Genomic DNA, 26,773 nt, shown 5'->3' with positions numbered 1-26,773 from the left:
CGAGGAGTGACGTATCGTGAGTGACAGCCCAGTGACCCGGCTTCGAAACCCGATCGACGGGGGTATCGACAGGATCTTTGCCGGCATCCGTGATCTGTACCGGGACATTCACCGGAACCCGGAGCTGCCGTTCCAGGAGTTCAACACCAGTCGCAAGCTGGCCGATACGCTCGAAGCGCACGGCTTCGAGGTGACAGGCGGCGTCGGCCGCACCGGCGTGGTTGCGCTGCTGCGCAACGGCGAGGGCCCTACGCTGATGCTGCGCGGCGACATGGATGCGCTGCCGATCCGGGAGCAGACGGGCCTCGACTACGCCAGTTGCACAATGGCCGAAGGCGCCGACGGCGAGCGTGTACCGGTCATGCACGCCTGCGGCCATGACCTGCACAGCAGTTGCCTGGTGGGAGCCGCGGCGGTGCTGGCGGACCTCAGGCACCACTGGCAGGGCACCCTGATGGTGGTCTGCCAGCCGGCCGAGGAGATCTTCGGCGGCGCCCGGGCGATGCTCGAGGACGGCCTCTACCTGCGCTTCGCGCGGCCTGACATCATCTTTGGCCAGCACAACATGCCGGCCCTGGCCGGTACCGTTGGTCATATCGCCGGGCAGGCGATGTCGGCGGCGACGACGCTCGGCGTGACCATCCACGGGGCCGGCGGCCACGGCTCGATGCCGGCCAACACCGTCGACCCGGTGGTGATAGCGGCGCACGTGGTGACACGGCTGCAGACGATCGTATCGCGGGAGGTGCCGCCCGATCAGACGGTCGTCGTCACGGTCGGCAAGCTGCACGCCGGCACCCAGGGCAACATCATTCCGCACAGCGCTGAGCTCGAGATCAACGTGCGCAGCTTCGACAACGGCCTGCACGAGCAGGTGCTGGCGTCGATCCGGCGCATCATCCGGGCCGAGTGCGACGCCGGCCGCTCGCCGCAGCCGCCGGAATTCCGGGTACTGAGCGAGACCATCGCGCTGGTAAACGATCCGGCCAGCGTCGAGCGGGTACGGGGCGCGCACGCCGACTATTTCGGCGACGACGGCCTGTTCGAGATGCCGCGCCTGAACGGCAGCGAGGATTTTCCGTACTTCGGCGATGCCGGGGCCGGCGGCTTTGGCGGCAAGGATATCCCCTATGTCTACTGGTTCCTCGGTGCCGTGGCGCCGCAGCGCTGGCGCGACACGCCGGGGCAGAGCGTGGCGGCGAAGATGGGGCATCTCGAGATGCCGCATTCGCCGTACTACAACCCGGGCCACGACGCCACGCTGCGCGCCGGCATCGGCGCCATGGTGTCGGCGACCCTGGCGTATCTGGGCAACTGAAAACCCCCGCCACCTCGTCTGTCAAGCCCGCTGGTTCCGTCAGACGGAACCAGATTCGCTGGCGCCGGCGGTCGATATCGCGATGATGTTGTCAGGTTCACGACCCATCGAGGCAGCAACCATGACAACAACAATCGATTCCCAACGTCGTAATTTTCTCCGTGCCGGCGCCGGCCTCGGCGCCCTGACGCTGGCGGCATCCGCCCTGCCGGCCTGGGCCGCCAGGGCGGGCTCCGTCAATTCGCCGCAACAGCTGCTGGGGCTCTCGGCGCTGGAGCTGTCGGCGGCAATCAAGGCCGGCAGGGTCGCGTGCCGTTTGGACCGACCGGCGAGGTGTTCTACCAGCAGCAGGGCTACGAAGGACCGATCGGACGCAACGTGCGCGATACCGCCCAGTTGCTCTCGACCCTGGCCGGCTTCGATGCCCGGGTACCTATGTCGCTCGAGTCGGATCCGGCGCAGTTCGCAGGCGCCCTCGATATCGAGACCCGTGGCATGAAGGTCGCCTGGCTCGGCAACTTCAACGGCTATCTGCCGATGGAGGAGGGCGTGCTGCCGTTGTGCGAGTCCGCGTTCGGTCGCTTCGACGACATCGGCTGCAGCGTCGAGGCCGTGGACATGCAGTACCCGATGGAAGAGCTCTGGCAGACCTGGCTGACGATGCGCCATTTCCTGATTGCCGGTATCGCCAAGGGCCTGTACGCCGATGAGGCCAAGCGGGCACTGATGAAGCCGGAGGCGATCTGGGAGATTGAGGGTGGAATGAAGCTCTCGGCGATGGACGTCTATGCGGGCTCCAAGGCGCGCAGCGCCTGGTACCAGGCGCTGAACAAGCTGTTCGAAACCTACGACCTGGTGACGCTGCCGTCGGCGCAGGTGTTCCCGTTCGACGCCGAAACCCACTGGCCAAAGGCGATCGCCGGCAAGTCCATGGACAGCTACCACCGTTGGAGGGAAGTGGTGATCCCCGGCACCCTCTCCGGCTGCCCGGTCGCCAACGTGCCGGTCGGCTTCGACGCCAAGGGTCGACCGATGGGTATTCAGCTGATCGGACCTGCGAAGCAGGATCTCAAGGTGCTGCAGATCGCCCACGCCTACGAACAGGCTTCGGGCCTGACCGCGAAGAAACCGGCTCTCGTGTAGGAGCCGCGTACCCAAAGGGCACTTCCCCGCGGCGAACAAATTGGGCACGCTGGTCATTCGCACCGGGGCGGCGCTCCTACGGCAGGGTGCGATGCTTGATCATGCGTAGGAGCCTCGCCCCGAGGCGAACAAATTGGGCACCCTGGTCATTCGCACCGGGGCGGCGCTCCTACGGCAGGGTGCGATGCTTGATCATGCGTAGGTGCCGCGCCCCGCGGCGAACAAATTGGGCACCCTGGTCATTCGCACCGGGGCGGCGCTCCTATGGCAGGGTGCGATGCTTGATCATGCGTAGGAGCCGCGCCCCGCGGCGAACAAATTGGGCACCCTGGTCATTCGCACCGGCGCGGCGCTCCTACGGCAGGGTGCGATGCTTGATCATGCGTAGGAGCCTCGCCCCGAGGCGAAAAAGCTGGCACCATGGGCATACCCTTGGGTACCGCGCTATTGCAACGAGACTCAGCCGATCGCCTCGAGGCTGCGCCGGTACAGCGCACGCAGTTGCGCAAGCTGTTCGGCGCCAATTGGCATTGCGGCCTTTTCCAGCGCCCGCGCGCGGGCGGAGAGGGCGGCGAGGCCGAAGTTGGCACAGGTGCCGGCGAGTTTGTGCAGCAGTTCAGGATGGTTGGTGTCCGCGGCCTCCAGGGCTTCGAGCAGCTGTTCGCATTGCTCGCGCATCCGTGCCTGCAGGCTGATGAAGCGTTCCTCGCCCAGCAGTTGGCGGTGCTGCGCCAGCAGGCCGGTATCGAGCAGCCCGCCGTCGCCGGCGGGCCTGGGCGGCTGGCCGCAGGTTTGCCGTGGAGATGGCGCTGCAACTGGTCGAACTGCAGCGGTTTGCCGACCACGGCATCCATGCCGGCCTCGAGGTAGCGGCGGGTATCGTCGTCGGAGATCGAGGCGGTCAGGGCGACGATGCGCACGCCGGCCTTGCCGCGATCGCGATGGCGGCGCATGCGCCTTGCCGTCTCGACGCCGTCCATGTCCGGCAGGTGGATATCCATCAGTACCAGGTCGTAGTCGTGGTCGTTGTGCATCGACAGGGCGGTGTAGCCGTCGTCGGCAATACTGACGTGGTGACCCTCGCTTTCGAGCAGACCGGCGGTGACCTCCTGGTTGATCTCGGTATCCTCGACCAGCAGGATGTCGAGCGGCGGGCCTGCGACCGGCTGGGCCGGCGCCGGGCCTGTCGGTGCTTTGGCCAGCTGATAGTCGAGTTCGAACCAGAACAGGCTGCCCTGGTGTTCGGTGCTCGTGAAACCGATCTCGCCGCCCTGCCGCTCGATCAGACGCTTGCAGATCGAAAGCCCGAGGCCGGTGCCGCCGAAGCGGCGTGTGATCGAACTGTCGGCCTGGCTGAAGTGGGTGAAGATGCGCGGCCGGGCGGACTCCGGAATGCCGATCCCGGTATCCTCGACCTCGAAGCGTAGCCGCGCCCGGTCATCCGTGTGCGATAGGCAGCGAATGCGCAGCGCCACCTGCCCCTGTTCGGTGAACTTGATGGCGTTGGCGCACAGGTTCAGAAGTACCTGGTTCAGTACCCGGCGATCGCCCAGTACGGTCGCCGGCAGCCGGCTGTCGCAGTGCAGGATCAGTTGCAGCGACTTCTCCTCTGTCAGCGAACCGAGCAGCGGCCGCAGCTCGTCGATGACCTCGGCCACCGAGAAGGGATGCCGTTCCAGCTCCAGCTGGCCGGCTTCGATCTTGCTGAAGTCCAGCACGTCGTTGAGGATCGACAGCAGGGTGCGACCCGACTGGTAGATCGAACGGACCCGTGCCTGCTGTTCGTCGTTCAGTTCCGAGCGCATCAGCAACTGCGCCATGCCGAGGATGCCGTTCATCGGGGTGCGGATCTCGTGACTCATCGTGGCGAGAAACTGGCTTTTCGCCTCGCTGGCCGCTTCGGCCTTCTCCCGCGCCAGCTCCGCCTGTTCCTTGGCCTTGCGCTCGCTGACGTCGTTCACCGTACCCTCGAAGTAGAGCAATTCCTGCTGTTCGTCCAGTACGCGCCGGGCCGACAGCGACACTTGCAGGCGGCTGCCGTCGCGACGGCGCCAGCGGGTTTCGAAGTTCAGCGCCCGGTTTTCGCGATCGAGTATCTGCATGAACTGCCGCAGGGTGTCGCCATCTTCGAAGCACTGCTGCGCCACGTTGTCGATCTGCTGCATGAAGGCTTGCGGCGACCCGTAGCCGAGCATGCGGGCCAGGGCGGGGTTCACGGAGATGAAGCGTCCCCGTGGTTCGATCCTGAAGATCCCCTCGATGGCGTTCTCGAACAGCGAGCGGTACTCCCGTTCCGATTGCTGCAGGCTCGAATAGAGCTTGGCGTTTTCGAGCGAAATCGCGGCCTGGGACGTCAGGATCTGCAGCGTCTTGAGGCGTTCGGCATCGAACACATCGCGGCTCTCGCGATGCTCCAGATAGAGCAGGGCGGTGAGATCGCCATGGTAGAGAATCGGCAGACAGAGCAGCGAGCGCGGCTGATGGGTGCGAATATAGCTGTCCTGATCGAACTCCGGGTGGGGGCCGGCCTGGCCCAGCACCAGCGGTTCCCGGGTACGGGCGACGAAGTGCAGCAGGCTGACCGGCACGAGGTCGTTGGCGCCGTCCAGCGGTCGTTCACCGAAAAAGCGCGGTTCCTGTTCGGCGTCGGCTTCGGCGGCCAGCAGCAACTGCCGGTCACGCACCAGGATCAGCAGGGCGCGCTGCCCGCCCGCGTTCTGCAACGTCAGGCGCATCAGCCGGCCGAGCAGCGGCTCGAGGCGGATTTCGTCGGAGATCGCCTGGGAGGCGCGGATGACCGACGTGATGTCGAACGCCTGGTTGCTGAGCGTGTCGCGGGCCCTGTTTTCGCCGCCACCGGGCTCGGCCTGCACCAGGTCGCGACCGTAATGCTGTTCCATCTGCCGCAGTTTGGCGACGGCGCCCCAGTCGGCGAAGCGCCGGTAGGCCTGCTGTAGATAAAGGCGGGCGATCGGACGCTTGCCGCCCTCGAGGAAGAAGCGGCCGGCGAACTCCGTCGCGATGGCGGCCTCGAACAGGAAACCCTGCCGCTCCGCCTGCTCGATGGCGCGATCGTAGTGGCGGCTCGCCCGGTCGGCGCGGCCGTGCAGGCGATAGAGCTCGGCCTGTATCAGCGACATCGAATGGTTGAAGTTGTCCGAAGCCTGTTGCCGAAGCCGGCGCAGCCTGATCAGGCCCGGCAGCAGGCGCGCAAGCGCACGCCAGCGAACGAGAGCCGGTTGCCGGTGCAGCAGGGCAAGCTCCGTCAGCATGCGCAAGACCTGCAGCCAGGACGATGAGAAGGTCCCGCCGATGTAGTTGCGCAGGCGGCAGGCGTCGTGCAGCCGCAGTCGCGCACTGGCATAGTCGTTGAGCAGGAAGTGCAACAGCCCCTGGTACAGCTGGTGCAGCGCCAGTGCCGTAAGATGATTTTCCGCCCGGTGCCGGGCCAGCATCTCGACGTCGCGGTAATAGCGGCCATCGAGTCGCGCCGCACTGCTGCTGTTTCCCCGCAGGTTGTCCACCACCTGCTGGAGCAGCAGCGAGTACTGCAGCGACTGCTGCTGGCCCGAGCGGCGCAGGCGGTCGAGCTGTTCCGCCAGCTGTGCCTGAAAGGTTTCGAGGTTCTGCGCGAGCGGAAAGCAGTACTGGATATGCCCGGCCAGCGCGTAGGCCGCCCATTCGACATCACCGCTCTCCTGTGCCTGGTCGTGGGCGTGCAGCAGGTCGTCGCGGCAGGCCGCCAGCGGTTCCCGGTAGTGGCGGATATAGGCGTTGAACAGGTACAGGGTGCGGTGGTGATTAAGCGTCGCCGGGGACAGGCGGTCCAGCGACAGCGCCAGTTTGCCCAGCCGGTAGCCCTGGCCGACGAGACCGTACTGGCCGCACAGCACGCCGCCGAAACCGGCCAGCGCCAGGGCGGTGTCCGGTGAGCGGCCATGTCTCAGCGTCAGTTCGACACTGCGGGCCGTGACCAGCGGCCTCAGGCCCGAGCTCGAGAACTTGACGACGCCGAACATCCCGACCAGCAGGCGCAACGCCGCTGCCATCTCGGGGGCGTCCATATCCCGGGCCTCGAGAATGCGTTCGGGGGTTCTGCGGAGCAGCCACCATTCGGCGCGCAGCCATCCCGCCAGACTGTGGCGCCGGCCGGGGCCGCAGGCAGCACCACCCCTAGCTGGGCCAGCGCTTTCAGCGCGGTTTTCAGGGCGGCCTGAAAACCGTTGCGCGAAACCTGCGACTGAATCCGTATCTCCTGGCCGCGGACCCGGTCGAGCAGGTTGCAACCCTGGAGGTCGATCTGCTCGACGAGCCGGTCCATCAGCTCGATTTCACCACGGATATAGGCCGCTTCGGCGCAGCCGGTGCAACGCCAGCGCAAGGTCGTAGCGGCTGTTCCAGGCGTCGCCGGGCAGCATGTTCAGACCGGCCTGCAGGTACTCCAGGGCATTATCGAAGGCCGCGGACTGCCGCGCACGTTGCCCGGCCTCGAGGTTGATGGCGGCGAGCGCCTGCCGCTCGTCGGCGTTCCTGATCAGCCGTTGCGCCTGGTTGAGGTGGTTGGCGATCTCGAAGATACGGCTGTCGCGTTCCGTGTCACCGAGACTTCGTTGCAGCAGCCGGCCGATTTTCAGGTGCAACGGCTCGAGGCTGGCCTCGTCGATCAGCGAGTAGGCCGCTTGTTGCACGCGGTCATGGACGAAGCGATAACGGGGGCGTCCGGTCCCGAGCCGCGGCAACTGGTAGCTGTCGTCCAGCGGCACGATCAGGCCTTCGGTCAGCGCCGGCCAAAGCTGCTCGGCGACCCGGGTGGTCTCGGTTTCGCTGACGATCGCCAGGTTGCGCAGCACGAAGGTGCTGCCGATACAGGCCGCCAGTGGCAGGATGCGCTGGGTGGCGGCGGGCAGGCGCTGAATCTTGCTGACCATCAGATCGAGCACGTCGTCGCTCATCGCCAGAGCGCGGATGGCATCCTCGTTCCACTGCCAGCTCTGGTTGCGCAGCTGCAGCAGGCCGTCTTCGTCGAGCCGGTAGAGAAACTGGCCGAGAAAGAACGGGTTGCCCTGGGTCTTCTCCAGGCACAGCCGCGCCAGCGGTCTCAGGTGCCGGATTTCGGCGCCAAGGGTGTCGGCCAGCAGCAGGCTGATATCGTCCAGGCTCAGCGGCTCGAGCCGGTATTCGCGCGGCGGTTGCTCGCCGGCACGCAGCGTCTCGAGCACAGGGCGCAGGGCGTGCCCCGGTCCGACTTCCTTTTCGCGATAGCTGCCGATCAGCAAGAGGTGCGGCACCCGCATCGTGCCCGCCAGCGATTCCAGCAGGTGCAGCGACGCGGGGTCGGCCCATTGCAGGTCATCGAGGAACAGCAGCAGCGGGTGTTCGGCGGTCGCCAGTACGCCGAGCAGTCGGTGTAGCAGCCGCGAGAAACGGCTCCGCTCTTCGATCGGGGGCAACGGCGTGATCCTGGGCTGAGGGCCGAGAATCAGCTCCAGCTCCGGCACCAGCTTGATCAGGACCTGGCCCTGGTTGCCGAGCGCCCGCAAGAGGTCGTCACGCCAGCGGGCGATATGGCTCTCGGGCTCGGTCAGCAGCTGGCGCATCAGCCCCTGCAGGGCGACATGGATGCCGAGGTAGGGCCGGTTGCGCCGCATCTGATCGAACTTGCCGCTGCAGAAGTGCCCGCCGCGGGCGTTGACGTGCTGGCGCAGCTCGTGCACCAGGCTCGACTTGCCGACGCCGGCATAGCCACTGATCAGCAGCAGCGCCTGTTCGCCCTTCGCGCAGCGGTCATAGCAGTCGCCGAGCTGGCGCAGCATGTCGTCGCGGCCGTAGAGTACCTGAGGCAGTTGCAGCCGGGCGGAGCGGTCCTCCAGGGCTATCTCGAATTCGTCGATGTGGCCGTTGCGACGCAGCAGATCGAGGCATCGGCGCAGGTCGTGACAGAGGCCGTATCCCGACTGGTAGCGCTTGCCCGCGTCCTTGGCCAGCAGTTTGCGGATGATACGCGCCAGTGTCCGCGGCAGGCTCGGGTTGATGGCGTCGGGCCAGGGCGGCGGACGGGCGATATGGCTGTGCACCAGCTCCAGTTCGTCGTCGCTGGAAAAGGGCGGCTGGCCGGTCATCATCTCGAACAGGGTGGCGCCGAGACAGTAATAATCGGTGCGGTAGTCGACCGCCCGGTTGATGCGTCCGGTCTGTTCCGGTGCCAGGTAGGGCAGGGCCGAGGCCTCCAGCCGCGCGGTCCCCCAGCTCGCCTGTTCACGACCGAGGCGGGTCGCGTGGCTGAAGTCGATCAGCGTCGGCGCCAGGGTGGTATGGTCGAGCACGATGTGTTCGGGGCGGATCTGCTTGTGGATCACCCGCGCCTCGTGCAGCTGTGTCAGGATCTCGGCGAGGCGCAGTGCGACCGGCAGCCACTGCTGCCAGTCCCGGGGGCCGGTATCGAGCGCCCGGCGCAGCGTCAGGTCGCCGAAGTCGCGAAACAGGATGGCCGGACCGCCGTCGAGCTGCTGCAGCTGCAGCGCTTTCGGGACACCGTCGATATCGAGTTCCTGGAGGATGTCGAACTCGTGCTGGAAGCGGCTGAGCCGCTCCGGGTCGTTCTGCTGCCGCTGCAGCTGCTTGAGAATCAGGGGCTGATGGTCCGCCAGTCGAATCGCACGGCTCAGGGTGCAGGCCGGCCCGCGGTGCAGCTCGGCCTCGACGCGGAAACCTCCGGGGGCGTTCATCGATTCAGTCCGGTGGCGTGACGAAGGCAGCGATGCTGAGGCTCAGGCGGCGAGTACATCGTCTCAGCTCAGGTTGCCGGCGAAGACATAGCCGGCGCCGTGGGCGGTGAGGATCAGCTGGGGATTGGACGGGTTATCGCCGAGTTTACGGCGCAGGCGGCCGATCAGAACATCGATCGAGCGGTCGTTGGGCGTCCATTCGCGATCATGGATAGCGTCCATCAGGTAATCGCGACTCAGCACCTGGCCGGCATGGCAGAGCAGAGCCTGCAGCAACCGGAACTCGCCTTCGGGCAATCGTTCGAGCTGGCCGTCGGGACCGGCCAGCTGACGCTTGTTGATATCCAGCGCCCAGCCTTCGAAGTGCCAGCACTGGCTCTCCCGCGCGCCCCCACCCGTTTGTCCCGATCCCTGTACGCGCCACAGCAGGTTCTTGACCCTTACCAGTAACTCGCGGGGATTGAACGGCTTGGTGACATAGTCGTCGGCGCCGAGTTCCAGGCCGACGATGCGGTCGATCTCGTCGCCCTTGCTGGTCACCAGGATAATGCCGCAGGTCGAGGTGGCCCGCAGTTCCCGGGTCAGGGTCAGTCCGTCCTTGCCCGGCAGGTTGATGTCCAGCAGCACCAGGTCGATCGGGTCTCGGCTGACCCTGGCCGGCAGGTCATCGGCCTGTTCCGCTTCGCTGATCCGGTAACCTTCCTTCTCGAAGTAACTCACCAGCAGCGAGCGCGAGGCGAAATCGTCCTCGACGATCAGGATATGGGCCGGACGGGCGGCAGCATTCGACATCTTCTGAAACTCCTGGGGACACTGCTTTTGAGTCTACCAACGGCGTGGATTGGGGAAAGCCGCGCCACGGAGTGTCACGGATCAGGTAATCTTATTTAAATCAAAGACTTATGTTTGGCTGTTACAGCCCGTTACATTCGTCTACAACTTAGCACAAACCGAGGGAACTTCATTTACAGCTAAGGTGTAGATTCGTTCCAGGTGCAACATCATCAGTGAGGGAGTGGTGGCTTTGACTACACATAACAAGAAACGCGTGCCGCTGGTGCGGACGGCGCTGGCACTGGCGGTGTTTGCGGCCCCCGTGCTGGCCGCGGAGCCGGACGGCGAGACGCTCATTCGCAACAACTGCCTGGCGTGTCACAGCGAGACCGGAGACAGCAGGGCGCCCTTTACACGCATCAGCGAGCAGCGCAAGACGCCGGAAGGCTGGCTGATGACCATCAATCGCATGCAGGAGCTGCGCGGTGCTCAGATCTCGATCGAGGACAAGCGAGCGCTGGTGCAGTACCTGGCCGATCACCAGGGCCTGGCGCCACAGGAAACGGAGCCCTACCGCTACCTGCTGGAGCAGGACACCAACCTGGTCGAATCCGGGGTCGACGACGGCCTGGGGCAGATGTGCGCCCGCTGCCACTCGGCCGCGCGGTTCTCGCTGCAGCGTCGCACCGAGGACGAGTGGAAACGCCTGGTCGACTTCCATATGGGGCAGTTCCCCACCATCGAACTGCACTCCCTGGCGCGTGACCGTGCCTGGTTTGATATCGCCCGCAACGATACCGCTGTGGAGCTGGGGAAGAAATTCCCGCTGATCACGCCGCAGTGGAACAGCTGGACAGCCGCGCCGAAGGCCGACCTGACCGGTCGCTGGCGCGTGCTGGGTTATGTGCCGGGCAGGGGCGAGTTCACCGCCTGGATGAGCGCCGCCAGATCAGACACCGGTTATCAGTTGCAGCTCGAAGGCCGTTACGCCGACGGCAACGAACTGTCCGGCCGTGGCAGCGCCCGTCTATACACCGGATACGAGTGGCGCGCCTCGATCGAGATCGACGGCGTGAAAATGCGCCAGGTGATGGCCGCCGATAGCGACGGCAGCCGGATGGAGGGGCGCATGTTCTCGGCCGAAGCCCGTGAAATCGGCGGTGAGCTGATGGCGTTCCGTGATCGGGGCGAGGCCGCGGTTGTCGCCGTGATGCCGTCGCACCTGCGGCTGGGCGAAAGCGCCGAGCTGACCATCGTCGGCCAGCACCTGGAGGGCGACCTGTCCCTGGGTGATGGCATCGAGATCGAGGAGGTGATCGCGCGCGACGCTGACAGCATCCGCGTACTGGCCCGTGCGACCGGCACCGAAGGTGCCCGCACCGTAACGGTGGGGGCTGCGAGCAAGGATTTGGCGCTGGCGGTCTACGACAGCCTGGCGCGTGTCGAGGTGATGCCGGCCAATGCACTCAGCCGCGTCGGCGGCAACGGCGGCGACCTGGCCAAGGTCCGCACCACCTACAGGGCCGTCGGCTATGCCGCCGGTGCAGACGGCGAGGCCGGTACCGGCGACGATCTGCGCCTGGGCTACATGCCGGCAACCTGGAGCATCGTGCCGGCCGACGAAGTGGCCGCACACGACAAGGACGAGAAGTACGCCGGCATGATCGATGCCGCAGGTATCTTCACCCCGGAGACGCGGGTCCCAACCCCGAGCGCAAGATGTCCGCCAACAATGTCGGTCGCCTGAAGGTCGTCGCCAGCGTGAGCGACGGCGGTAACGAGGTCAAGGGCGAGGGCAGCCTGCTGGTTGCGCCGCAGGACTTTGTCCGCCGCGTGCTGGACTGATGACCGTCGCAACCCCTGAACAAGAACAAGAGGTGACTATGGGCGCCATGACGCTGGTTAAACCGAATCTGCACCGCATTGACGTCGATGCGCGCCAGATGCTGTTCCACGTGCCCAGCAGCAGTATCTTCGAGCTGGACGACCTGAGCCGCGAGCTGCTGGCGCTGTTCGACCGCCACGACGAGGTGACCGAAGAACAGCTGGCTCCCCTGAACGGCCGTTTCGGCGCCGCCGATGTCGAGGAGGCGATCTCGGAGTTCCGGGCGCTGGAGATGATCGTCGGCGAGGGCGTCGTGGGACGTCTCAACCCGGAACCGCAGAAGGTGACGAAGTTCCCGCTCACCACGGTCGTGCTGAACGTCAACACCGGCTGCAACCTGAGCTGCACCTACTGCTACAAGGAAGACCTCACGACGCCCTCGAAAGGGGAGTTGATGGGGTACGATACGGCGATCAAGTCGGTCGAAATGCTGCTCAGGGAGTCGCCGGATCAGCCGCGCTACAACGTGGTCTTCTTCGGCGGCGAGCCGCTCAGCAACATGCCGCTGATCCGCGAGGTGGTGGCCTACTGCGAGAAGCGCTTCGCCGAGGTGGGTGCCAAGGTCGACTTCACCCTGACGACCAATGCCACGCTGCTCAACGAGAAGCTGGTGGACTGGTTCAACGAGCACCGTTTCGGTCTGACCATTTCGATGGACGGCCCCAAGGCGATGCACGACAAGAACCGCATCACCGTCGGCGGCCAGGGTACCTACGATGTCGTTCGCCGCAAGGTGGAAATGCTGCTGGCGCGCTACACCGCGCGCCCGGTCGGTTGCCGCGTGACCCTGACCCGCGGTATCACCGACGTCGAAAAGATCTTCGATCACCTCTACTACGATCTCGGCTTCGCCGAAGTCGGCTTCGGCCCGGTGACCTCCGGTGATATCGCCGAGTTCAACCTCACGGCCCGGGAGCAGGTCGAGGTGTTCGAGGGCATGAAGCGGCTCGGCCGCCGTTATCTCGAGGCCGCCCGGCGCGGCGAGAACTTCGGCTTCGGCAACATGCACCAGATGCTCACGGACATGTATGAGGGCAACAAGAAGCTGATTCCGTGCGGTGCCGGCGTGCAACTGCTGGCGGTCGACAAAGACGGCGGACTGAACCTCTGCCACCGCTTCACCGGTTCCGACCTGCCGCTGTTCGGCAATGTCGAGACCGGCATCGACAAGCCGCGGCTGGCCGAGTTCGTCGAGAAGCGCCTGGACCGCAGCAACACCGGCTGCGAGACCTGCCGTATCCGCAACCTCTGTTCGGGGGCTGCTACCACGAAAGTTATGCCAAGTATGGGGATCCGACACAGCCTTCGTATCACTACTGCGACCTGATGCGCGACTGGATCGACTACGGGGTGGAAGTGTACTCGCGGATCATGCTCGGGAACCCGGGGTTCTTCGAAGCCTACGTCTCTCCGAGGAGGAGTGCCTGATAATGAAACATCTGAAATCACTGAACAAGAAAGCCAAACTGATCAACCAGGCGGTGAGCCCGGAAGAAGTCGAAGACGTTGTCGCGATGCAAACGGTGGTCGGCTGTACCGCCACCACCGACCCGGGCTGGGAACTTGACCCGTTCGGCGGCCTCGGCTCGCTGTGTCAGCCGATGGAGTCCGATATTTATGGCTGCGCCGATGCCTGCTGGTGGCCGGCCCAGGTGCCTGACACCGCGAACACCTATCCGGACTGGGGCGAAGGCGTCGCCAAGGCCGACAGGGACTGGCGCAAGCTGGAAGGTATTTTCGAGGACGGCGAGTAACGGAGAGCGGTGTAGATGAATGTTAATAAAAGTGTGAAAACGACCGCCCTGGCCGGCGCCGCGCTGCTGGTGCTGCAGGCATTGCCCGCCAGTGCCGATCAGGAGTTTCTGCTGACGGTCACCCGTCCGGGCCAGCTGCAGGTGATCGACATGTCCAGCAACGAGGTGGTGCGCAGCTGCGATATCCCCGGCAAGTTCGGAACCGGCTCCATCGCCCTGGCGCCGGATGGCAGGCGTGCCTACGTGCTGAGCAACATGACCGAGGATGTCTACGGCTTCGATATCATGAATTGCGATATCACCTTCCACGCGGCCCAGTCCCAGGACAATATCCGGGTGAAGAGCCATCAGTCGATCGCGGTCAGTAGCGATGGCAAAGAACTTTACACCGTGCAGAACCCGGTCAGGCACCTGCCCGACCGCTTCGAGGTCCTGCAGCCGCAACTGGCGGTCTACAACATCGCCGACGGGATAGACGCGAAGCCCGTGCGCACCTACCCGGTGGAGCGGCGCATCACCAAGATCGCCGCGACCGAAAAGGGCGAGGTGATCCTCGGTGGCGCCGACGTCACCGCAATCGACCCGCAGACCGGCAAAACCCGCATGGTCACGCCGCTGCAGAGCTGGGATCGCGGCCCGCTGTGGCTGCCGCCCGATGCCTTCGCGATGCACTCCCAGGGCGAACAGGCCAACGAGTACATCATGCCGTACGTCACCGCCAGGTTTCAGGACGAGTCCATGAACATGGAGACGGCCGAGTGGTGGTGGGGCATCAGCCGCGTGGATCTGAAAACCGGTGAAGCTGTGCGCCAGGAGATCATTCCGTTCGAGTTCATCGTCTTCAACTTCATCTCGGATCCGCGTGATCCCAATATCTTCTACGGCAGCTTCAATACGCTGTCCAAGCACGATATCAGCAAGCGGGAAACGCTGGCCGTCCACGAGATGCCGCACACCTACTACGACTTGAACATCTCGGCGGATGGCAAGACGATCTACGTCGGCGGCACCAGCAGCGACATCTCGATCCACGACTCCGACACCCTGGAGAAGATCGGCTCGATCCAGCTCAGCGGCGACATGACCACCTCGGACCTGCGCGTCGCGACGATCCGGGACTGACATTTCCATACGCAGCTGTATAGTAGACGGGAGGCCCCGTATTGCGGCGCCTCCTTTTTGTTCGTCGCGGCCTCGTATACACAGTAGGATGGGTGGAGCCGCAATGAAAATGTGCTGCAGGCGTGCAGCGGGGTTGTTGCGGCGCAACCCATCATATCGACCCCGGATCGATGGGTAGCTGTCGGCAGCCCGGGTGTTGGGATACGCGGCTGCGCCGCTAGACTCAACCTACGGTATTGCGGTTTTGTGTTGTTTCGCAGGTGTGCCCAACCGAAGGAAACTATCGATGATTGATTGGCTGGTTCGCGCCATCCACGCCGACAACCGCGAGCAGCTGCGGCGCGGCTTCGAGTGGCTCTACGGTTTCGTGCGGCCGCAGCGGCGCGCGATCGGCGGCCTGCTGGCGCTGTCGTTCATTGCGTCCATGCTGGTACTGCTGCAGCCCTGGCTGACCAAGCTGCTGATCGACGAGGGGCTGCTGGCCCGCGATTACGGCATGCTGGTGACGATGGCGCTGTGGATGATCCTGGTCGGTGTGTTCGGCACGGCGCTCGGCGGCCTCAACCGCTACCTGCACACCCGGCTCTCCGGCCGCATCCTGTTCGGGCTGCGCGGCGATCTCTACGCCCATCTGCAGAAGCTGTCGCCGGCGTTCTTCGGCCAGCGCCGCATCGGCGACCTACTGTCGCGCATCGACGGCGATGTCGCCGAAATCCAGCGTTTCGCCGTCGACAGTCTGTTTTCGGCGGTCAGCAGCGTGATCGGCCTGGTCGGCGCCCTCGCGCTGATGCTGACGTTGTCGCCTCAGCTGTCGCTGCTGGTGCTGGTGCTGATCCCGCTGGAGGTGCTCTGGCTACGCTGGATGCGGCGCAAGGTCGAGCAGCGGGCACGGCGGCTGCGCGAGCGCTCGGCGGACCTGTCGAGTTTCCTGGTCGAGACGCTGCCGGCGATGAAGTTCATCCAGTCGGTGGGGCAGGAGGAGCCCGAGCGTACCCGCCTCGACCGGCACAGCGACAACTATCTCCAGGACCTGCTGAAGCTCCAGGTCACCGAATTCTTTACCCACGCGATACCCGGCACCCTGACCTCGATGACCCGCGCCGCGGCCTTCCTGATTGGCGGCTGGTGGGTGATCGAGGGCCAGTGGCAGCTGGGCTCGCTGATCGCCTTTTCCACCTACCTCGGCATGGCGACAGGTCCCGTCAACAGCCTGCTGGGCCTGTACGTCGCGATCCAGCGCATGAGCGTGAGCCTGGGGCGGGTGAGCGAGCTGCGCCAGGCGCCGGTGGACATCGAGTCGGGCGAGGCTGTGCAGCCTTTGCCGCCCGCTCTGCGCGGGGACCTCGAGTTCAGCGACCTGTCCTTCGCCTATCCGGGACGTGCGGAGCCCGTATTCGGAGGCGTCAATTGCCGCATCGAAGCGGGGCAGAAGGTGGCGCTCAGCGGCGCCTCGGGCGTCGGCAAGTCGACGCTGATCGATCTGCTGCAGCGGCATTTCGATCCGGTGAGCGGCAGCATCCGGCTCGACGATATCGATCTGCGACGCCTGAACCTTGGCGATTTGCGCCGCGCAGTGGCGGTGGTCAGCCAGGAGATCACGCTGTTCCGCGGTTCTCTGGCCGACAATATCCGCTACGCCGCACCCGATGCGTCCGATGAGGCGGTGCTGGAAGCGGCCCGGCAGGCACGCCTCGGCGAGATGATCGAGCGATTGCCGCAGGGTATCGACACCCTGTTGGGTGAGCGCGGACAGCAGCTGTCCGGTGGCCAGCGCCAGCGCATCGCCATCGCCCGCGCGCTGCTGCAGCAGCCGGCGGTGCTGGTGCTCGACGAGGCCACTTCTGCGGTCGACGAGGCCACCGAGGCCGAAGTGATCGCGGCGGTGGACCGGCTGTTCGCCGGCCGTACCCGCATCCTGATCAGTCACCGGCGCAGCACCTGGCCGGGGCGGACCGCACTTTGCTGATGGCCGAAGGCGGGCTGACCGAAGTCACCGGCGAGGCAGTCGATGGTTAAGGTCGGTATCGTCGACAGCGGCTGTCGCGATGAGCAGATGGCGTGGATAGATGCCCAGGCCGCCTTCGTGATCGAGGACGGCCAGCTCTGGCAGACCGAGGCCGACGTCGACAGGCTCGGGCACGGCAGCGCCATCGTTGACATCGTTCAGGCACTGGCGCCCGACGCCCGCTTGGTGCTGGCGCAGGTGTTCCGCAAGCGTTTTTCCACCACCGCGGTCCAGGTCGCCGCGGCGATCGACTGGCTGGTCGGGCAGCAGGTCCAGGTAATCAACCTGAGTCTCGGGCTGCGCGAGGACAGGCCCGTGCTGCGCGATGCCTGCGAGCGCGCGCTCGCGGCCGGAGTGCTGCTCTGCGCGGCAAGCCCGGCCCGTGGCGAGCCGGTGTATCCCTCTGCCTACCCGGGCGTGTTTCGCATGACCGGCGATGCCCGCTGCGCCCGCGGTGAAATCTCCCACCTCGACACCGAATACGCCGACTTCGGCGGCCACGTCCGCCCGCTCGACGGCCGGCTCGGCGCCTCCGGCGCGAGCATGGGCTGCGCCCACATGACCGGTCACCTGGCCCGCTATCTCGCCGAAGGCGGTCTCTCCGGTATTGCGAGCGCACGTGCCTGGCTAATCGCTCATGCCAGCTATCAGGGTCCCGAGCAGCGGCAGTAGTCTGTGTCCCGGGTGCCGTTCCGGATGCGCGCCCGGGCTGCGTTTGTCCCCATCGCTGACCGGTCACCTGGCCCGCTATCTCGCCGAAGGCGGTCTCTCCGGTATTGCGAGCGCACGTGCCTGGCTAATCGCTCATGCCAGCTATCAGGGTCCCGAGCAGCGGCAGTAGTCTGTGTCCCGGGTGCCGTTCCGGATGCGCGCCCGGGCTGCGTTTGTCCCCATCGCTGACCGGCCACCTGGCCCGCTATCTCGCCGAAGACGGTCTCTCCGGTATTGCGAGCGCACGTGCCTGGCTAATCGTTCATGCCAGCTATCAGGGTCCCGAGCAGCGGCAGTAGTCTGTGTCCCGGGTGCCTTCCGGATGCGCGCCCGGGCTGCGTTTGTCCCCATCGCTGACCGGCCACCCGGCGCGTTTCGTCGGTATTTGCTCCTGCAATACCGATCTTCCCGCCATCCATGGCGGTTGCTGCGCTCATGGCGCCCTCCGATTCACCACTGACCACCCTCCAGTTACATCCTGTTACAAGATTCCGACAAAAGCGCACAAAGAGCGCGAACCTGGTTTACAGCCACGCTTTAGTCTTGACGGTATCGACAACCCGGACGCCGGACACCATGGCCGGCGTGCCCCGATGGAATGAAACCCCCATGCATAACAAGAAAACCCTGCCTTTCGCTCGTCAGTTGTTGACCGCCGCCGTTGCCACGACCCTGGCCATGCCGGCGGCGGCCTACAATCTCTATTCGGAAAACGGCCGGGAACTGAATCTCGATATCGAGCTGGTGGCCGGTGCCTTCAGCAGCGACGAGAACTACCTCTTCGATACCGACCGTGGCGGAGCCGACTGGCAGGAAGCCTACGTCAAGTACGGCCTGTCGGGTTCGCAGGCGCTCGGTTCCGGTGCGGCGTTGTTCGGCGGTATCAATCTACTGTCCTCGGGTACCTGGGGCGATGGCGATGCGGGCGGTTTCAGCTCCGGCGACGAGGGCGAGACCGATCTGGAAGATGCCTACCTCGGCTGGCGCTCCGGCAGCCTGGTGCCGGCACTGGGCGAGAACGGCCTTGAGTTCTCGTTCGGTCGTCAGAATTTTCAGATCGGCGACGGCTTCCTGATCAACGGCGACTCCCTCAATTTCGGCGATGCCCTGAATGGCGGCGGCTTCGATTTCGATCGTGGCGGTGCCTACTGGCTGGCCGCGCGCAAGGCCTTCGACCGCACCGCGGTCGCGCGCATCGGCGGCAGGGAAGGGCTGCGTGCGGATCTGTTCTGGCTCGAGTCCGACAACCATGCCCAGGCCGACATGGAACTGGCCGGCGTCAATGTCGAGCATGTCGGGGACAAGGGGACCTTCGGGCTGACCTATATCGAGGGGCTCGACGTCAACGACAAATACGCCCAGGCACTGGGATATGGACACCGCGACGGCCAGGAGACCCTGAGCCTGCGCTACCAGGGCAACGCCGGCGTCGAGAACCTGTTCCTGTCGGGCGAGTACGTCGATCAGGATCAGGGCGACGACAGCCGTCCCGATGGCGACGGCTGGTACCTGGAGGCCGGCTGGACCTTCGCCGGCCTGCCCTGGTCGCCGACCGTGAACTATCGTTATGCCGAGTTCGACGAGGGCTTCGATCCGCTGTTCTTCGGCTTCAGTCGCGGCTACGGCACCTGGTTCCAGGGCGAGGTGGCCGCGAACTACGCAGGGCCTTTCAACAGCGATGCGACGGTCCAGCACCTGGGCGTCAAGGCGAGCCCGACCGAAATGCTGTCGCTCGGCGCCCTGTTCTTCGATTTCAGCGATACCGGTGCCGGCACAGGAGCGCTGGATGGCCAGGAACTGGACCTCTATGCCGAGTGGGTGGTCAACCAACACCTGATCCTGAGTCCGCTGGTGGGCTTCTATACACCCGACAACAGCGCCGCCGACGGGGGTACCCAGATCGGCAGCGACGACACCAACACTTACATGCAGCTGCTGGCCATCGTGCCGTTCTGATGTGGCTGCGGCGACTTTTCACCTTGTCAGAGTCCTGACAACAGGAGTTCGGAAATGAAAGACACCTTCTCCCTGATCATCGGCGGCCAGTCTCTGGCTGGCGATCGCGGTTCCTTCGCGGTACTGAACCCCGCTACCGAGGAAGTGGTTGCCCAGTGTCCCTTTGCCTCGCCAGAGCAGGTGGATCAGGCCGTGAAGGCCGCCGCCGAGGCCTTCCAGAGCTGGCAGCACAGCTCCGACGAGACGCGTGTCGCGGCCCTGGGCGCCATCGCCGACAAGCTCGAGGCGCACGCCGGGGAGCTGGCCGAGATCATCACCCTGGAGCAGGGCAAACCGCTGGACCTGGCGCGCTTCGAGGTCGGCGGCGCCGTGGCCTGGACGCGCTACACCGCCTCGCTGGAGATCCCGGTCGAGGTGATCGAGGACAGCGAGGTGCGTCGCGCCGAGCTGCACCGCAAGCCCTGGGCGTGGTCGGCTCCATCACGCCCTGGAACTGGCCGCTGATGATCGCCACCGGCACCTGATGCCGGCGATCCGCACCGGCAACACCCTGGTCGTCAAACCCTCGTCGATGACGCCGTTCAACACCTTGCGCATGGTCGAGCTGATGAATGAAGTGCTGCCGGCGGGTGTCGTCAACATCGTCACCGGCGAAGGCGGCATCGGCAGCAGCCTGGTGAAGCATGACGGCATCCGCAAGATCGTCTTCACCGGCTCCACGCCGACCGGCCAGACCATCATGCGCAACGCCGCCGACAACCTTAAGCGCCTGACGCTGGAGCTCGGTGGCAACGATGCCGGCATCGTGCTGCCCGATGCCGATATCGACAAGCTGGCGCCGGCGATCTTCCAGACCGCTTTCCTCAACATGGGTCAGACCTGCGCCGCGCTCAAGCGCCTCTACGTGCACGACTCCCTGTACGATGCGCTGGTGGACAAGCTGGGCGAGCTGGCCCGTGCCCAGAATGTCGGTCCCGGCATCGAGGCGGGCGTCACCTTCGGCCCGGTGCAGAACCGCGACCAGTTCGAACTGGTCGCGGAGCTGGTCGAGGACGCGCGTCGCAACGGCGCCCGCATCGTCGCCGGTGGCGAGCGCATCGGCGACAGGGGCTACTTCTACGCCCCCACCATCGTTGCCGACATCACCGATGGCACCCGTCTCGTCGACGAGGAGCAGTTCGGTCCTGTGCTGCCGGTGATTCGCTACAGCGACGTCGAGGATGCCATCCGCCGCGCCAACGACAATCCCAACGGTCTCGGCGGCTCGGTCTGGGGCACCGACCTCGAGCAGGCGAAAGCCGTGGCCTCGCGCCTTGACAGCGGCACCGCCTGGATCAACAACCATGCAGAGGTGCTGCCGCACTGTCCGTTCGGCGGCAGCAAGATGTCCGGTATCGGTACCGAATTCGGCCTCGAAGGCCTGCTGGAGTACACCCAGGCGCAGTTGCTCAACATCAGCAAGGGGTGACAACGGTTTGGGGGCGGGGTGGTTCCCTCAGGCCGCCCTGGTACCCCCTCCTGCAACAGTAGTGAGGAAGCTGTTCGTTCCTGGTTGCGGGGGAGGACGGCGGTTTTTACGGGCCCGGTCGGGCCCTCTTTTGCTTCTTCGCGGAGCATAGCCGGGCAGGGGCTTGTGATTCGACGCGCGGTTCCACGAGATGTCACCGCCGGGCGCGGGCATGCCGTTTCTGTCGCCTCCCGGAAGCGCTGAGTGCCCGGGTTTCGATGTCCGTCCGTCAGTTCCGCAGCGATCGCATATTGCCGTGCAATTGTTCCAGCAGGCCGTTGAGGCGTTTGATCTGGGCGGCGCTGAGGCCCTGGAAGCAGCGCTTGAAAATGCCGCTGACGGAGTCGCGAACGGTTTCCAGACGCTGGCGCCCGTCATCGGTCATCGATACCAGCGTCACACGCCCGTCGCTTGCCGAGGTCGACAGCTCGACCAGGCCCTGATCGCGCATGCGGTAGAGGATCTTGGTGATCGTCGGCAGTTTGGCGACCGCCTGGTCGGCGACCTCCGAAATGCTGATCGGATCCTGTTCCATGAGAATCATCATGATGCGCCAGCGCGGCACGTCCATGTCGATCTTCTTCAGCACGCGCTCCATCTCCTGGGTGTAGAGGGCGTTGACCCGTGCGATCCAATAAAAGGGGAATTCGTGGCGATGGAAGTTCTCGCCGAGCGGGTCGTACATGTCGAATTTGCTTTTTACGGTTGCCATCTGTCACTTTTACCCGGACGGGCCGGTCACGGCCGATCTGCCGCCGCGCCGGCGGAAGAGACAATGACGTCTCTTCGAACAACTTGAAATTTCAAGTATACAGAATTCACTACGCAAAGTTCATCCTTCCTCAGGCGAAATCGTCTTCATCCTCAGAGCGGTACCTCTCCCGAAGCGGGGCAGGTGGTTGCTATTTCATCGTGCAGACAGCGCTGCCTTTACACCTTTCCGGTGTGTTTATTGTTGTTTTGTGTCTAAAAAAAGATTTTTTGAACGCCGTGATTGAGACTTTCTCAATTCGATCGGCTGCGCCGGGACCTGGGTAAGGGGCCCGGGAAGGCGCTGATGTATATTTATAACTAATTGAAAAATATAAAACAATATAGGTTGTTCGCGACTTGGTTCGCTGAGTTCGACGCCATTAAATGTATTCAGGTTGAGCTTTTCGCTTGTCGTAAGGGTTGGATTTATGCTTGAAATATTAATTGACGAATCAAGTGAAAAGTGGAATTCTGAAGTCAAGCTGATCGAGCGGGACTCAGGCTGCTGAGCCCCGCCAGGACAAAACCCAACAACGGCGAGCAGACATGACGGTATTTGTAGAGCGCTGCGCACTGGGCCCCGAACAGGGCATGCGCGTGGCTATCAAGGATTCGATCGACGTGGCGGGCATGGCCACCCGCATGGGTAGTGCGGCGTTCGATAACGCCGCCCCCGCCGCCCGGCATGCCGATGTTGTCGAGCGGCTGCTGGACGCCGGTTGTCGCATCGTCGGCAAAACGGTGCTGCACGAGTTCGCCTTCGGTGTCAGCGGCATCAACCCCGCCTGCGGTACGCCGCGCAACCACCGCTACCCGAACCGGATACCGGGAGGTTCCTCCAGCGGTTCGGCCGTTGCGGTCGCGGCAGGCGAGGCCGATATCGCGCTGGGTACCGATACCGGTGGTTCGGTCCGCCAGCCAGCTGCCTGCTGCGGCGTCTACGGTTTCAAGCCCAGCTTCGGCCGCGTCAGCCGACACGGTGTCTGGCCGTCCGCGACGTCGCTCGACTGTGTCGGCGTCTTCGCATCGACGCTTGAGCTGCTCGAGCGTGCGACGGCGATCGTGGATCCGCGGTTCGAGGCGCAGGCCTTCGACGGTGAGCTGCGCATCGGCCTGGTCGCCGTCGAAGCGGATGCGGCTATCGCCGGGGCGGTGCGCGATTACGTGACGGCCAGCGGCTGCAGTGCCGGAGAGGTCGAGTTGCAGCTGCTGGATGCCGCTTTCGAAGCCGGCCTCGCGATCATCAATGCCGAAACCTGGAACGCCTTCGGCGCCTGTCTCGAAACCGGTCGCGTCGGGGCGGATGTCGCCGAACGTCTCAAGCGTGCCGCCGAAACCAGCCCGCAGGCGGTCGCCGACGCCGAGCGGGTACGCCAGGCATTCGGCGAACAGCTGGACGCACTGCTCGAACGGTTCAGCGTACTGGCGCTGCCAACGCTACCCTCGTTCCCGCTGATGCTGGACGAGGCGCTGGCCGGCAAGACCGACCTGCGCAGCACCGCGCTGGTGCGCCCCTTCAACCTTTCCGGCCATCCGGCCCTCAGCATCCCGCTGGATATCGACGGTCGACCAGCGGGACTTCAGCTGGTCGCACGCCGTGGCGATGACGCCCGGCTGCTGGCCGCCGCCCGCGAGCTCGAGCGTCTCGTGGCCATCAACGACAACAACGATTAACGGAGCGCTTTCAGATGCCCAGTCATCAGATCGACAAGTCCCTCTGGGGCGGTGAAAAGGTTTTCGATGCGTTGCTGGCGGATCTTCGTACCCGCCGCCAGGAGTTCGAGGACCAGAAACATATTTCCCCGGACGTCATCGAGTCCTTCAAGGCCATCGGCGTCTACCGCGCCATGGTGCCTAAGGCCCTTGGTGGTGACGAGCGCAACCCGATGCAATTCCTGCAGATGGTCGAGGCACTGGCCGCGGCCGACGGCTCCGCCGGCTGGGTCGCCAGCTTTGGCATGAACCCGGCCTACCTGGCCGCTCTGCCGCCCGAAACCGTCGACAAGGTCTGGGCTAACGGTCCTGATGTGGTGTTTGCCGGCGGTATCTTTCCACCCCAGAAAGCCGAGCGTGTTGAAGGCGGTTTTAGGGTCAGCGGCACCTGGAAATTTGGCAGTGGCTCGATGGGGGCCTCGCTTATCGGTGTGGGCATCAAGGAGGAAAATGAATTGCTGCCTCGCATGGCAGTGTTCCCGGCTGACAAGGTCACCATCAAGCCCAACTGGGATGTGATCGGCATGGTCGGTACCGGCTCCCACGATCTGGTGGTGGAAAACCAGTTTGTACCGGAAGAATGGACCTTTATCCGCGGAGGTCAGCCGAACCTGGATTCCGATTTCTTCCGTTATCCGAGCCTGTCGTTTGCCGCCCAGGTGCTGGCCATTACCTGTGCCGGGTTGGCTCGAGAGGCGCTGGACGTGGTGCAGGCCGAAGCGGCCGGTCGCAAGTCCGTAACCGGCGCACCCAACCTGGGCGAGCGTGAATACGTACAGATCGAGATAGCACAGGCCGAGGCCAAGCTGCGCTCCTCCCGCGCTTTCTTTTACGAAGCCACGGAAGAGGCCTGGAACGCGGTGGTCGCCGGTGGAAAGCCCGCGGCGGAACAGATCAACCTTGTCCGCCTGGCCACCACCAATCTGGCACACGAATGCGCCGAGGCCGTACGCATGACCTATGAGGTCACCGGCATGACCGGCGCCTTTAACAGCCATCCGCTTTCGCGGATTCTGCGCGACTCCAGCATGCTCACGCAGCACGCCTTCATGGGCCGAATCACGCTGAAAAACGCCGGCGCCATGTTCTTCGGCCATGAACCGCTGCCGGGCTACCTGTAACTGAATCCACGGAGATTAAGACCATGAGTGACAACAAGCCTCTGCGCGTTCTGTTCTGCATGGCCATCAACCAGAACTTCATGGACGCCCCGCGAGAAGAACAGCTCGACGTCTGGGCTGCTTTTGGCGACATGTGGCACGGCATCCATGACATGGAGGGTGTCGAGGTGATCGGCAACATGGACGACGACCAGAGTATGGTGGGCCCGTCTGACGGTTATCCCTGGACCACCTACCTGCTGGCCGATGTCGCCGATTACGACACCGTGGTGGCCTGCTGCAATCTGTTCCGTAGCACCGCGGTGGGTGAAGGCCCCTACAAGCTGTGGCGCTATGCCAAGGTGGAAGCCCGCACCGGTCGTGAACTGATCGTGCAGCGCGTCTGAGGGCGGCCGTAATGAGCGAGATCGATCCGATCGAATTTGCCGAGCTGCGTCAGCGGCTGATGGCACTGGAAAGCGAGAAGGCGATCCGTGCCTGCCTCAATCGCTACATGGATCTGTGTGATCACCTGGACGCGAGCACGCCGATGGCCGAGCTGGGCGAGCTGTTTACCGGGGATGCCATCTGGGAAGGCAAGGGGACCCGTTATGCCAGCAGCTTTGGCGGGCACCAGGGACGCGACGCCATTGTGTCCATGCTGGGCAGGTACTGCCTGGAGCCGCCGCACTTTGCCCTCAATGTCCACTACCTGACCTCGGAAGTGATCACGGTGGACGGTGATCGCGCCCACGGCAGCTGGAACATGCTGCAGGTGTCGAGCTTCAGCGCTGGCGGCTCCCACCTCAACAGTGCCCGGCTGGAGATCGATTTTCGCCAGGAAGCAGGGGCGTGGCGCATGGCCCGCTTCCAGACCCGAAACCTGTTCAGTCGCCCGGTGGATCACTGGAACAGCGAAGCCCACTTGCCGGTACCGGAAAAGTCGGCCGGCGCCAGCCCCGGACAGACAACCCGAATTCAACGTGAGAGACAGCGATGAGTGACTTGATCGATATTCAGAATGTCGATGCACAAAGCATTGGCAAGCGCGCAGCCGACATGGTCGATGACGAGAAGGGGCGCGTCAAGAAAGCCCTGTACTCGGATCCGGAAATCTTCGAGGAAGAGCTGGATCGGGTGTTCAACAACACCTGGGTCTACGTCGGCCACGAAAGCGAAGTGGCGGAGGCGGGCGCCTACAAGACCGCCTTTATCGGTCGTCAGCCGGTGATACTGGTGCGCGACCGCAAGAAGAACCTGCACGTGCTGCTGAACCGCTGCCGCCACCGCGGCGCCACCGTCTGCGAAGGCCGCAAGGGCAAGACCAAAAGCTTCACCTGTCCCTACCACGGCTGGGGCTACGCCCTCGACGGCGAGCTGCGCTCGCTGCCCAAGGCGGAGGAATACGCCGGCGTCATCGACACGTCCGAGCTGCCACTCGAGCGCCTGCGCTGTGAAAGCTACGCCGGTCTGGTGTTCGCCACCTTCCGCGACGACATCGAGCCGCTGGCGGATTTCCTCGGCGGCGCGAAGAAGTGGATCGACCTGTTCATGAAGCAGGGCGGCGGCTACCCGGTCAAGGTGCTGGGCGAACATCGCTTCAATTTCCCGGGCAACTGGAAGATCCAGCTCGAGAACACCACCGACGCCTACCACTTCCCGATCATCCACAAGTCGTTCATCTCGTCGCTGGACGAGGCGACCGCCGACATCTTCGACTTCCTCGATGGCGAGGGCTTCGTCGAGGACCTCGGCAACGGCCACAGCGTGATGGTGATGATTCCGGAGCTGATCGATCTCGAGGACAACCTGGACGAGCCGATCCCGGCCCGTTTCGAGACGCTGGCCGACGAACTCAGGGCGGAAGGCCATTCCGACGAGGAGGTGCGCCGGCTGGTGCGGGCGGTGCACGGCACCGGTTTCAACCTCAACCTGTTTCCCAACGTGTCCTGCTCGATGGCGTTCTTCCGGGTGCTGCGGCCGGTATCGGTCGGCGAGACCGAGATCCAGCACGTCGCCCTCGGTGGCGAAGGCGCGCCGACGGCGTTCAACCGCAAGCGCATGCGCCTGCACGAGCACTTCCAGGGGCCGATGGGTTTCGGTACGCCGGACGACGGCGAAGCCTGGGAACGGGTGCAGAAGGGCTCGATGGCCGGTCCCGACGGCTGGATACTGGTCAACCGCGGCCAGAACAATCTGCATACGACGCCTGACGGCAATGTCGCCGGCGCCGTCTGTTCCGAGACCGGCATGCGTGGAGCTTACCGCCAGTACAAGAAAATGATGACTGACGGCGAGGAGAACTAA

19 protein-coding genes and 2 pseudogenes are annotated in these 26,773 nt (G+C 64.6%); 16 read left to right on the top strand and 5 right to left on the bottom strand.

Annotation, left to right across the window (positions count from 1 at the left end; genetic code table 11):
• Positions 1-16 precede the first annotated feature (16 nt).
• Both ACFQDL_RS00565 and ACFQDL_RS00560 read left to right on the top strand, forming a co-directional pair.
• A complete protein-coding gene (locus ACFQDL_RS00565; protein WP_379907331.1) occupies positions 17-1,318 on the top strand; it encodes an amidohydrolase in 1,302 nt (433 codons plus the stop codon).
• 309 nt (positions 1,319-1,627) lie between these two features.
• Positions 1,628-2,461, top strand: a complete 834-nt coding sequence (locus ACFQDL_RS00560; RefSeq protein ID WP_379907330.1) for an amidase family protein — start codon at positions 1,628-1,630, stop codon at positions 2,459-2,461.
• A gap of 459 nt (positions 2,462-2,920) precedes the next feature.
• On the opposite strand, the gene ACFQDL_RS00555 is transcribed toward ACFQDL_RS00560, so the two are convergent.
• The 4 genes and pseudogenes from ACFQDL_RS00555 to torR all read right to left on the bottom strand — a co-directional run bounded on the left by ACFQDL_RS00555 (position 2,921) and on the right by torR (position 9,978).
• Positions 2,921-3,139 (bottom strand): Hpt domain-containing protein, encoded by a 219-nt coding sequence (locus tag ACFQDL_RS00555; protein ID WP_379912788.1) that lies wholly within the window; start codon positions 3,137-3,139, stop codon positions 2,921-2,923.
• Between the two features lie 134 nt (positions 3,140-3,273).
• Positions 3,274-5,361: pseudogene (locus tag ACFQDL_RS00550) on the bottom strand (hybrid sensor histidine kinase/response regulator); the annotation flags it as partial.
• A gap of 1,431 nt (positions 5,362-6,792) precedes the next feature.
• Positions 6,793-9,186 carry an ATP-binding protein gene (locus tag ACFQDL_RS00545; protein ID WP_379907329.1) on the bottom strand — a complete coding sequence of 798 codons (2,394 nt, stop codon included), beginning with the start codon at positions 9,184-9,186 and terminating at the stop codon, positions 6,793-6,795.
• 63 nt (positions 9,187-9,249) lie between these two features.
• Positions 9,250-9,978: a two-component system response regulator TorR gene (torR, locus tag ACFQDL_RS00540; RefSeq protein WP_379907328.1), complete on the bottom strand. Its 729-nt coding sequence runs from the start codon at positions 9,976-9,978 to the stop codon at positions 9,250-9,252.
• A 223-nt stretch (positions 9,979-10,201) separates the two neighbouring features.
• Between torR and peaA the strand changes: the two are divergent.
• From peaA to ACFQDL_RS00495, 9 genes and pseudogenes are all read left to right on the top strand, one after another.
• A pseudogene (gene peaA, locus ACFQDL_RS00535) lies at positions 10,202-11,805 on the top strand (quinohemoprotein amine dehydrogenase subunit alpha).
• 47 nt (positions 11,806-11,852) lie between these two features.
• Complete coding sequence (gene peaB, locus ACFQDL_RS00530; protein ID WP_379907327.1) at positions 11,853-13,172, top strand: quinohemoprotein amine dehydrogenase maturation protein; 1,320 nt, start codon at positions 11,853-11,855, stop codon at positions 13,170-13,172.
• 103 nt (positions 13,173-13,275) lie between these two features.
• Complete coding sequence (qhpC, locus tag ACFQDL_RS00525; RefSeq protein WP_379907326.1) at positions 13,276-13,599, top strand: quinohemoprotein amine dehydrogenase subunit gamma; 324 nt, start codon at positions 13,276-13,278, stop codon at positions 13,597-13,599.
• Between the two features lie 15 nt (positions 13,600-13,614).
• Positions 13,615-14,721 (top strand): quinohemoprotein amine dehydrogenase subunit beta, encoded by a 1,107-nt coding sequence (peaD, locus tag ACFQDL_RS00520; RefSeq protein ID WP_379907325.1) that lies wholly within the window; start codon positions 13,615-13,617, stop codon positions 14,719-14,721.
• 286 nt (positions 14,722-15,007) lie between these two features.
• Positions 15,008-16,687: an ABC transporter ATP-binding protein gene (locus tag ACFQDL_RS00515; protein WP_379907324.1), complete on the top strand. Its 1,680-nt coding sequence runs from the start codon at positions 15,008-15,010 to the stop codon at positions 16,685-16,687.
• Positions 16,688-16,729: 42 nt separating this feature from the next.
• Entirely contained in the window at positions 16,730-17,398 is a 669-nt protein-coding gene (gene qhpE / locus ACFQDL_RS00510) for a subtilisin-like serine protease QhpE (RefSeq protein WP_379907323.1), read from the top strand.
• A gap of 648 nt (positions 17,399-18,046) precedes the next feature.
• Positions 18,047-19,393, top strand: a complete 1,347-nt coding sequence (locus ACFQDL_RS00505; RefSeq protein ID WP_379907322.1) for an alginate export family protein — start codon at positions 18,047-18,049, stop codon at positions 19,391-19,393.
• A gap of 54 nt (positions 19,394-19,447) precedes the next feature.
• A complete protein-coding gene (locus ACFQDL_RS00500; RefSeq protein WP_379907321.1) occupies positions 19,448-19,897 on the top strand; it encodes an aldehyde dehydrogenase family protein in 450 nt (149 codons plus the stop codon).
• Positions 19,898-19,916: 19 nt separating this feature from the next.
• Positions 19,917-20,861, top strand: a complete 945-nt coding sequence (locus tag ACFQDL_RS00495) for an aldehyde dehydrogenase family protein (protein ID WP_379907320.1) — start codon at positions 19,917-19,919, stop codon at positions 20,859-20,861.
• Positions 20,862-21,129: 268 nt separating this feature from the next.
• Here the strand turns inward: ACFQDL_RS00495 and ACFQDL_RS00490 are convergent, their stop codons facing one another.
• Positions 21,130-21,612, bottom strand: a complete 483-nt coding sequence (locus ACFQDL_RS00490; RefSeq protein ID WP_379907319.1) for a MarR family winged helix-turn-helix transcriptional regulator — start codon at positions 21,610-21,612, stop codon at positions 21,130-21,132.
• Positions 21,613-22,199: 587 nt separating this feature from the next.
• On the opposite strand from ACFQDL_RS00490, the gene ACFQDL_RS00485 reads away from it, so the two are divergent.
• Genes ACFQDL_RS00485 through ACFQDL_RS00465 form a run of 5 tightly spaced genes read left to right on the top strand, consistent with a single transcriptional unit; the run spans position 22,200 to position 26,773 of the window.
• Positions 22,200-23,327 carry an amidase gene (locus ACFQDL_RS00485; protein WP_379907317.1) on the top strand — a complete coding sequence of 376 codons (1,128 nt, stop codon included), beginning with the start codon at positions 22,200-22,202 and terminating at the stop codon, positions 23,325-23,327.
• A gap of 14 nt (positions 23,328-23,341) precedes the next feature.
• Positions 23,342-24,487: an acyl-CoA dehydrogenase family protein gene (locus ACFQDL_RS00480; RefSeq protein WP_379907315.1), complete on the top strand. Its 1,146-nt coding sequence runs from the start codon at positions 23,342-23,344 to the stop codon at positions 24,485-24,487.
• A gap of 23 nt (positions 24,488-24,510) precedes the next feature.
• Positions 24,511-24,873: an IacB protein gene (locus ACFQDL_RS00475; RefSeq protein ID WP_379907314.1), complete on the top strand. Its 363-nt coding sequence runs from the start codon at positions 24,511-24,513 to the stop codon at positions 24,871-24,873.
• Positions 24,874-24,884: 11 nt separating this feature from the next.
• On the top strand, positions 24,885-25,466 hold the full coding sequence (locus ACFQDL_RS00470; protein WP_379907312.1) for a nuclear transport factor 2 family protein: 582 nt from the start codon (positions 24,885-24,887) through the stop codon (positions 25,464-25,466).
• Positions 25,463-26,773, top strand: a complete 1,311-nt coding sequence (locus tag ACFQDL_RS00465; RefSeq protein ID WP_379907310.1) for an aromatic ring-hydroxylating oxygenase subunit alpha — start codon at positions 25,463-25,465, stop codon at positions 26,771-26,773. The genes ACFQDL_RS00470 and ACFQDL_RS00465 overlap by 4 nt, the downstream gene beginning before the upstream one ends.

It is taken from the genome of Marinobacterium aestuariivivens, from assembly GCF_042661465.1.
GTDB classification, from domain to species: domain Bacteria; phylum Pseudomonadota; class Gammaproteobacteria; order Pseudomonadales; family Balneatricaceae; genus Marinobacterium_A; species Marinobacterium_A aestuariivivens.
This window is presented reverse-complemented; position numbering and strand designations above follow the sequence as displayed.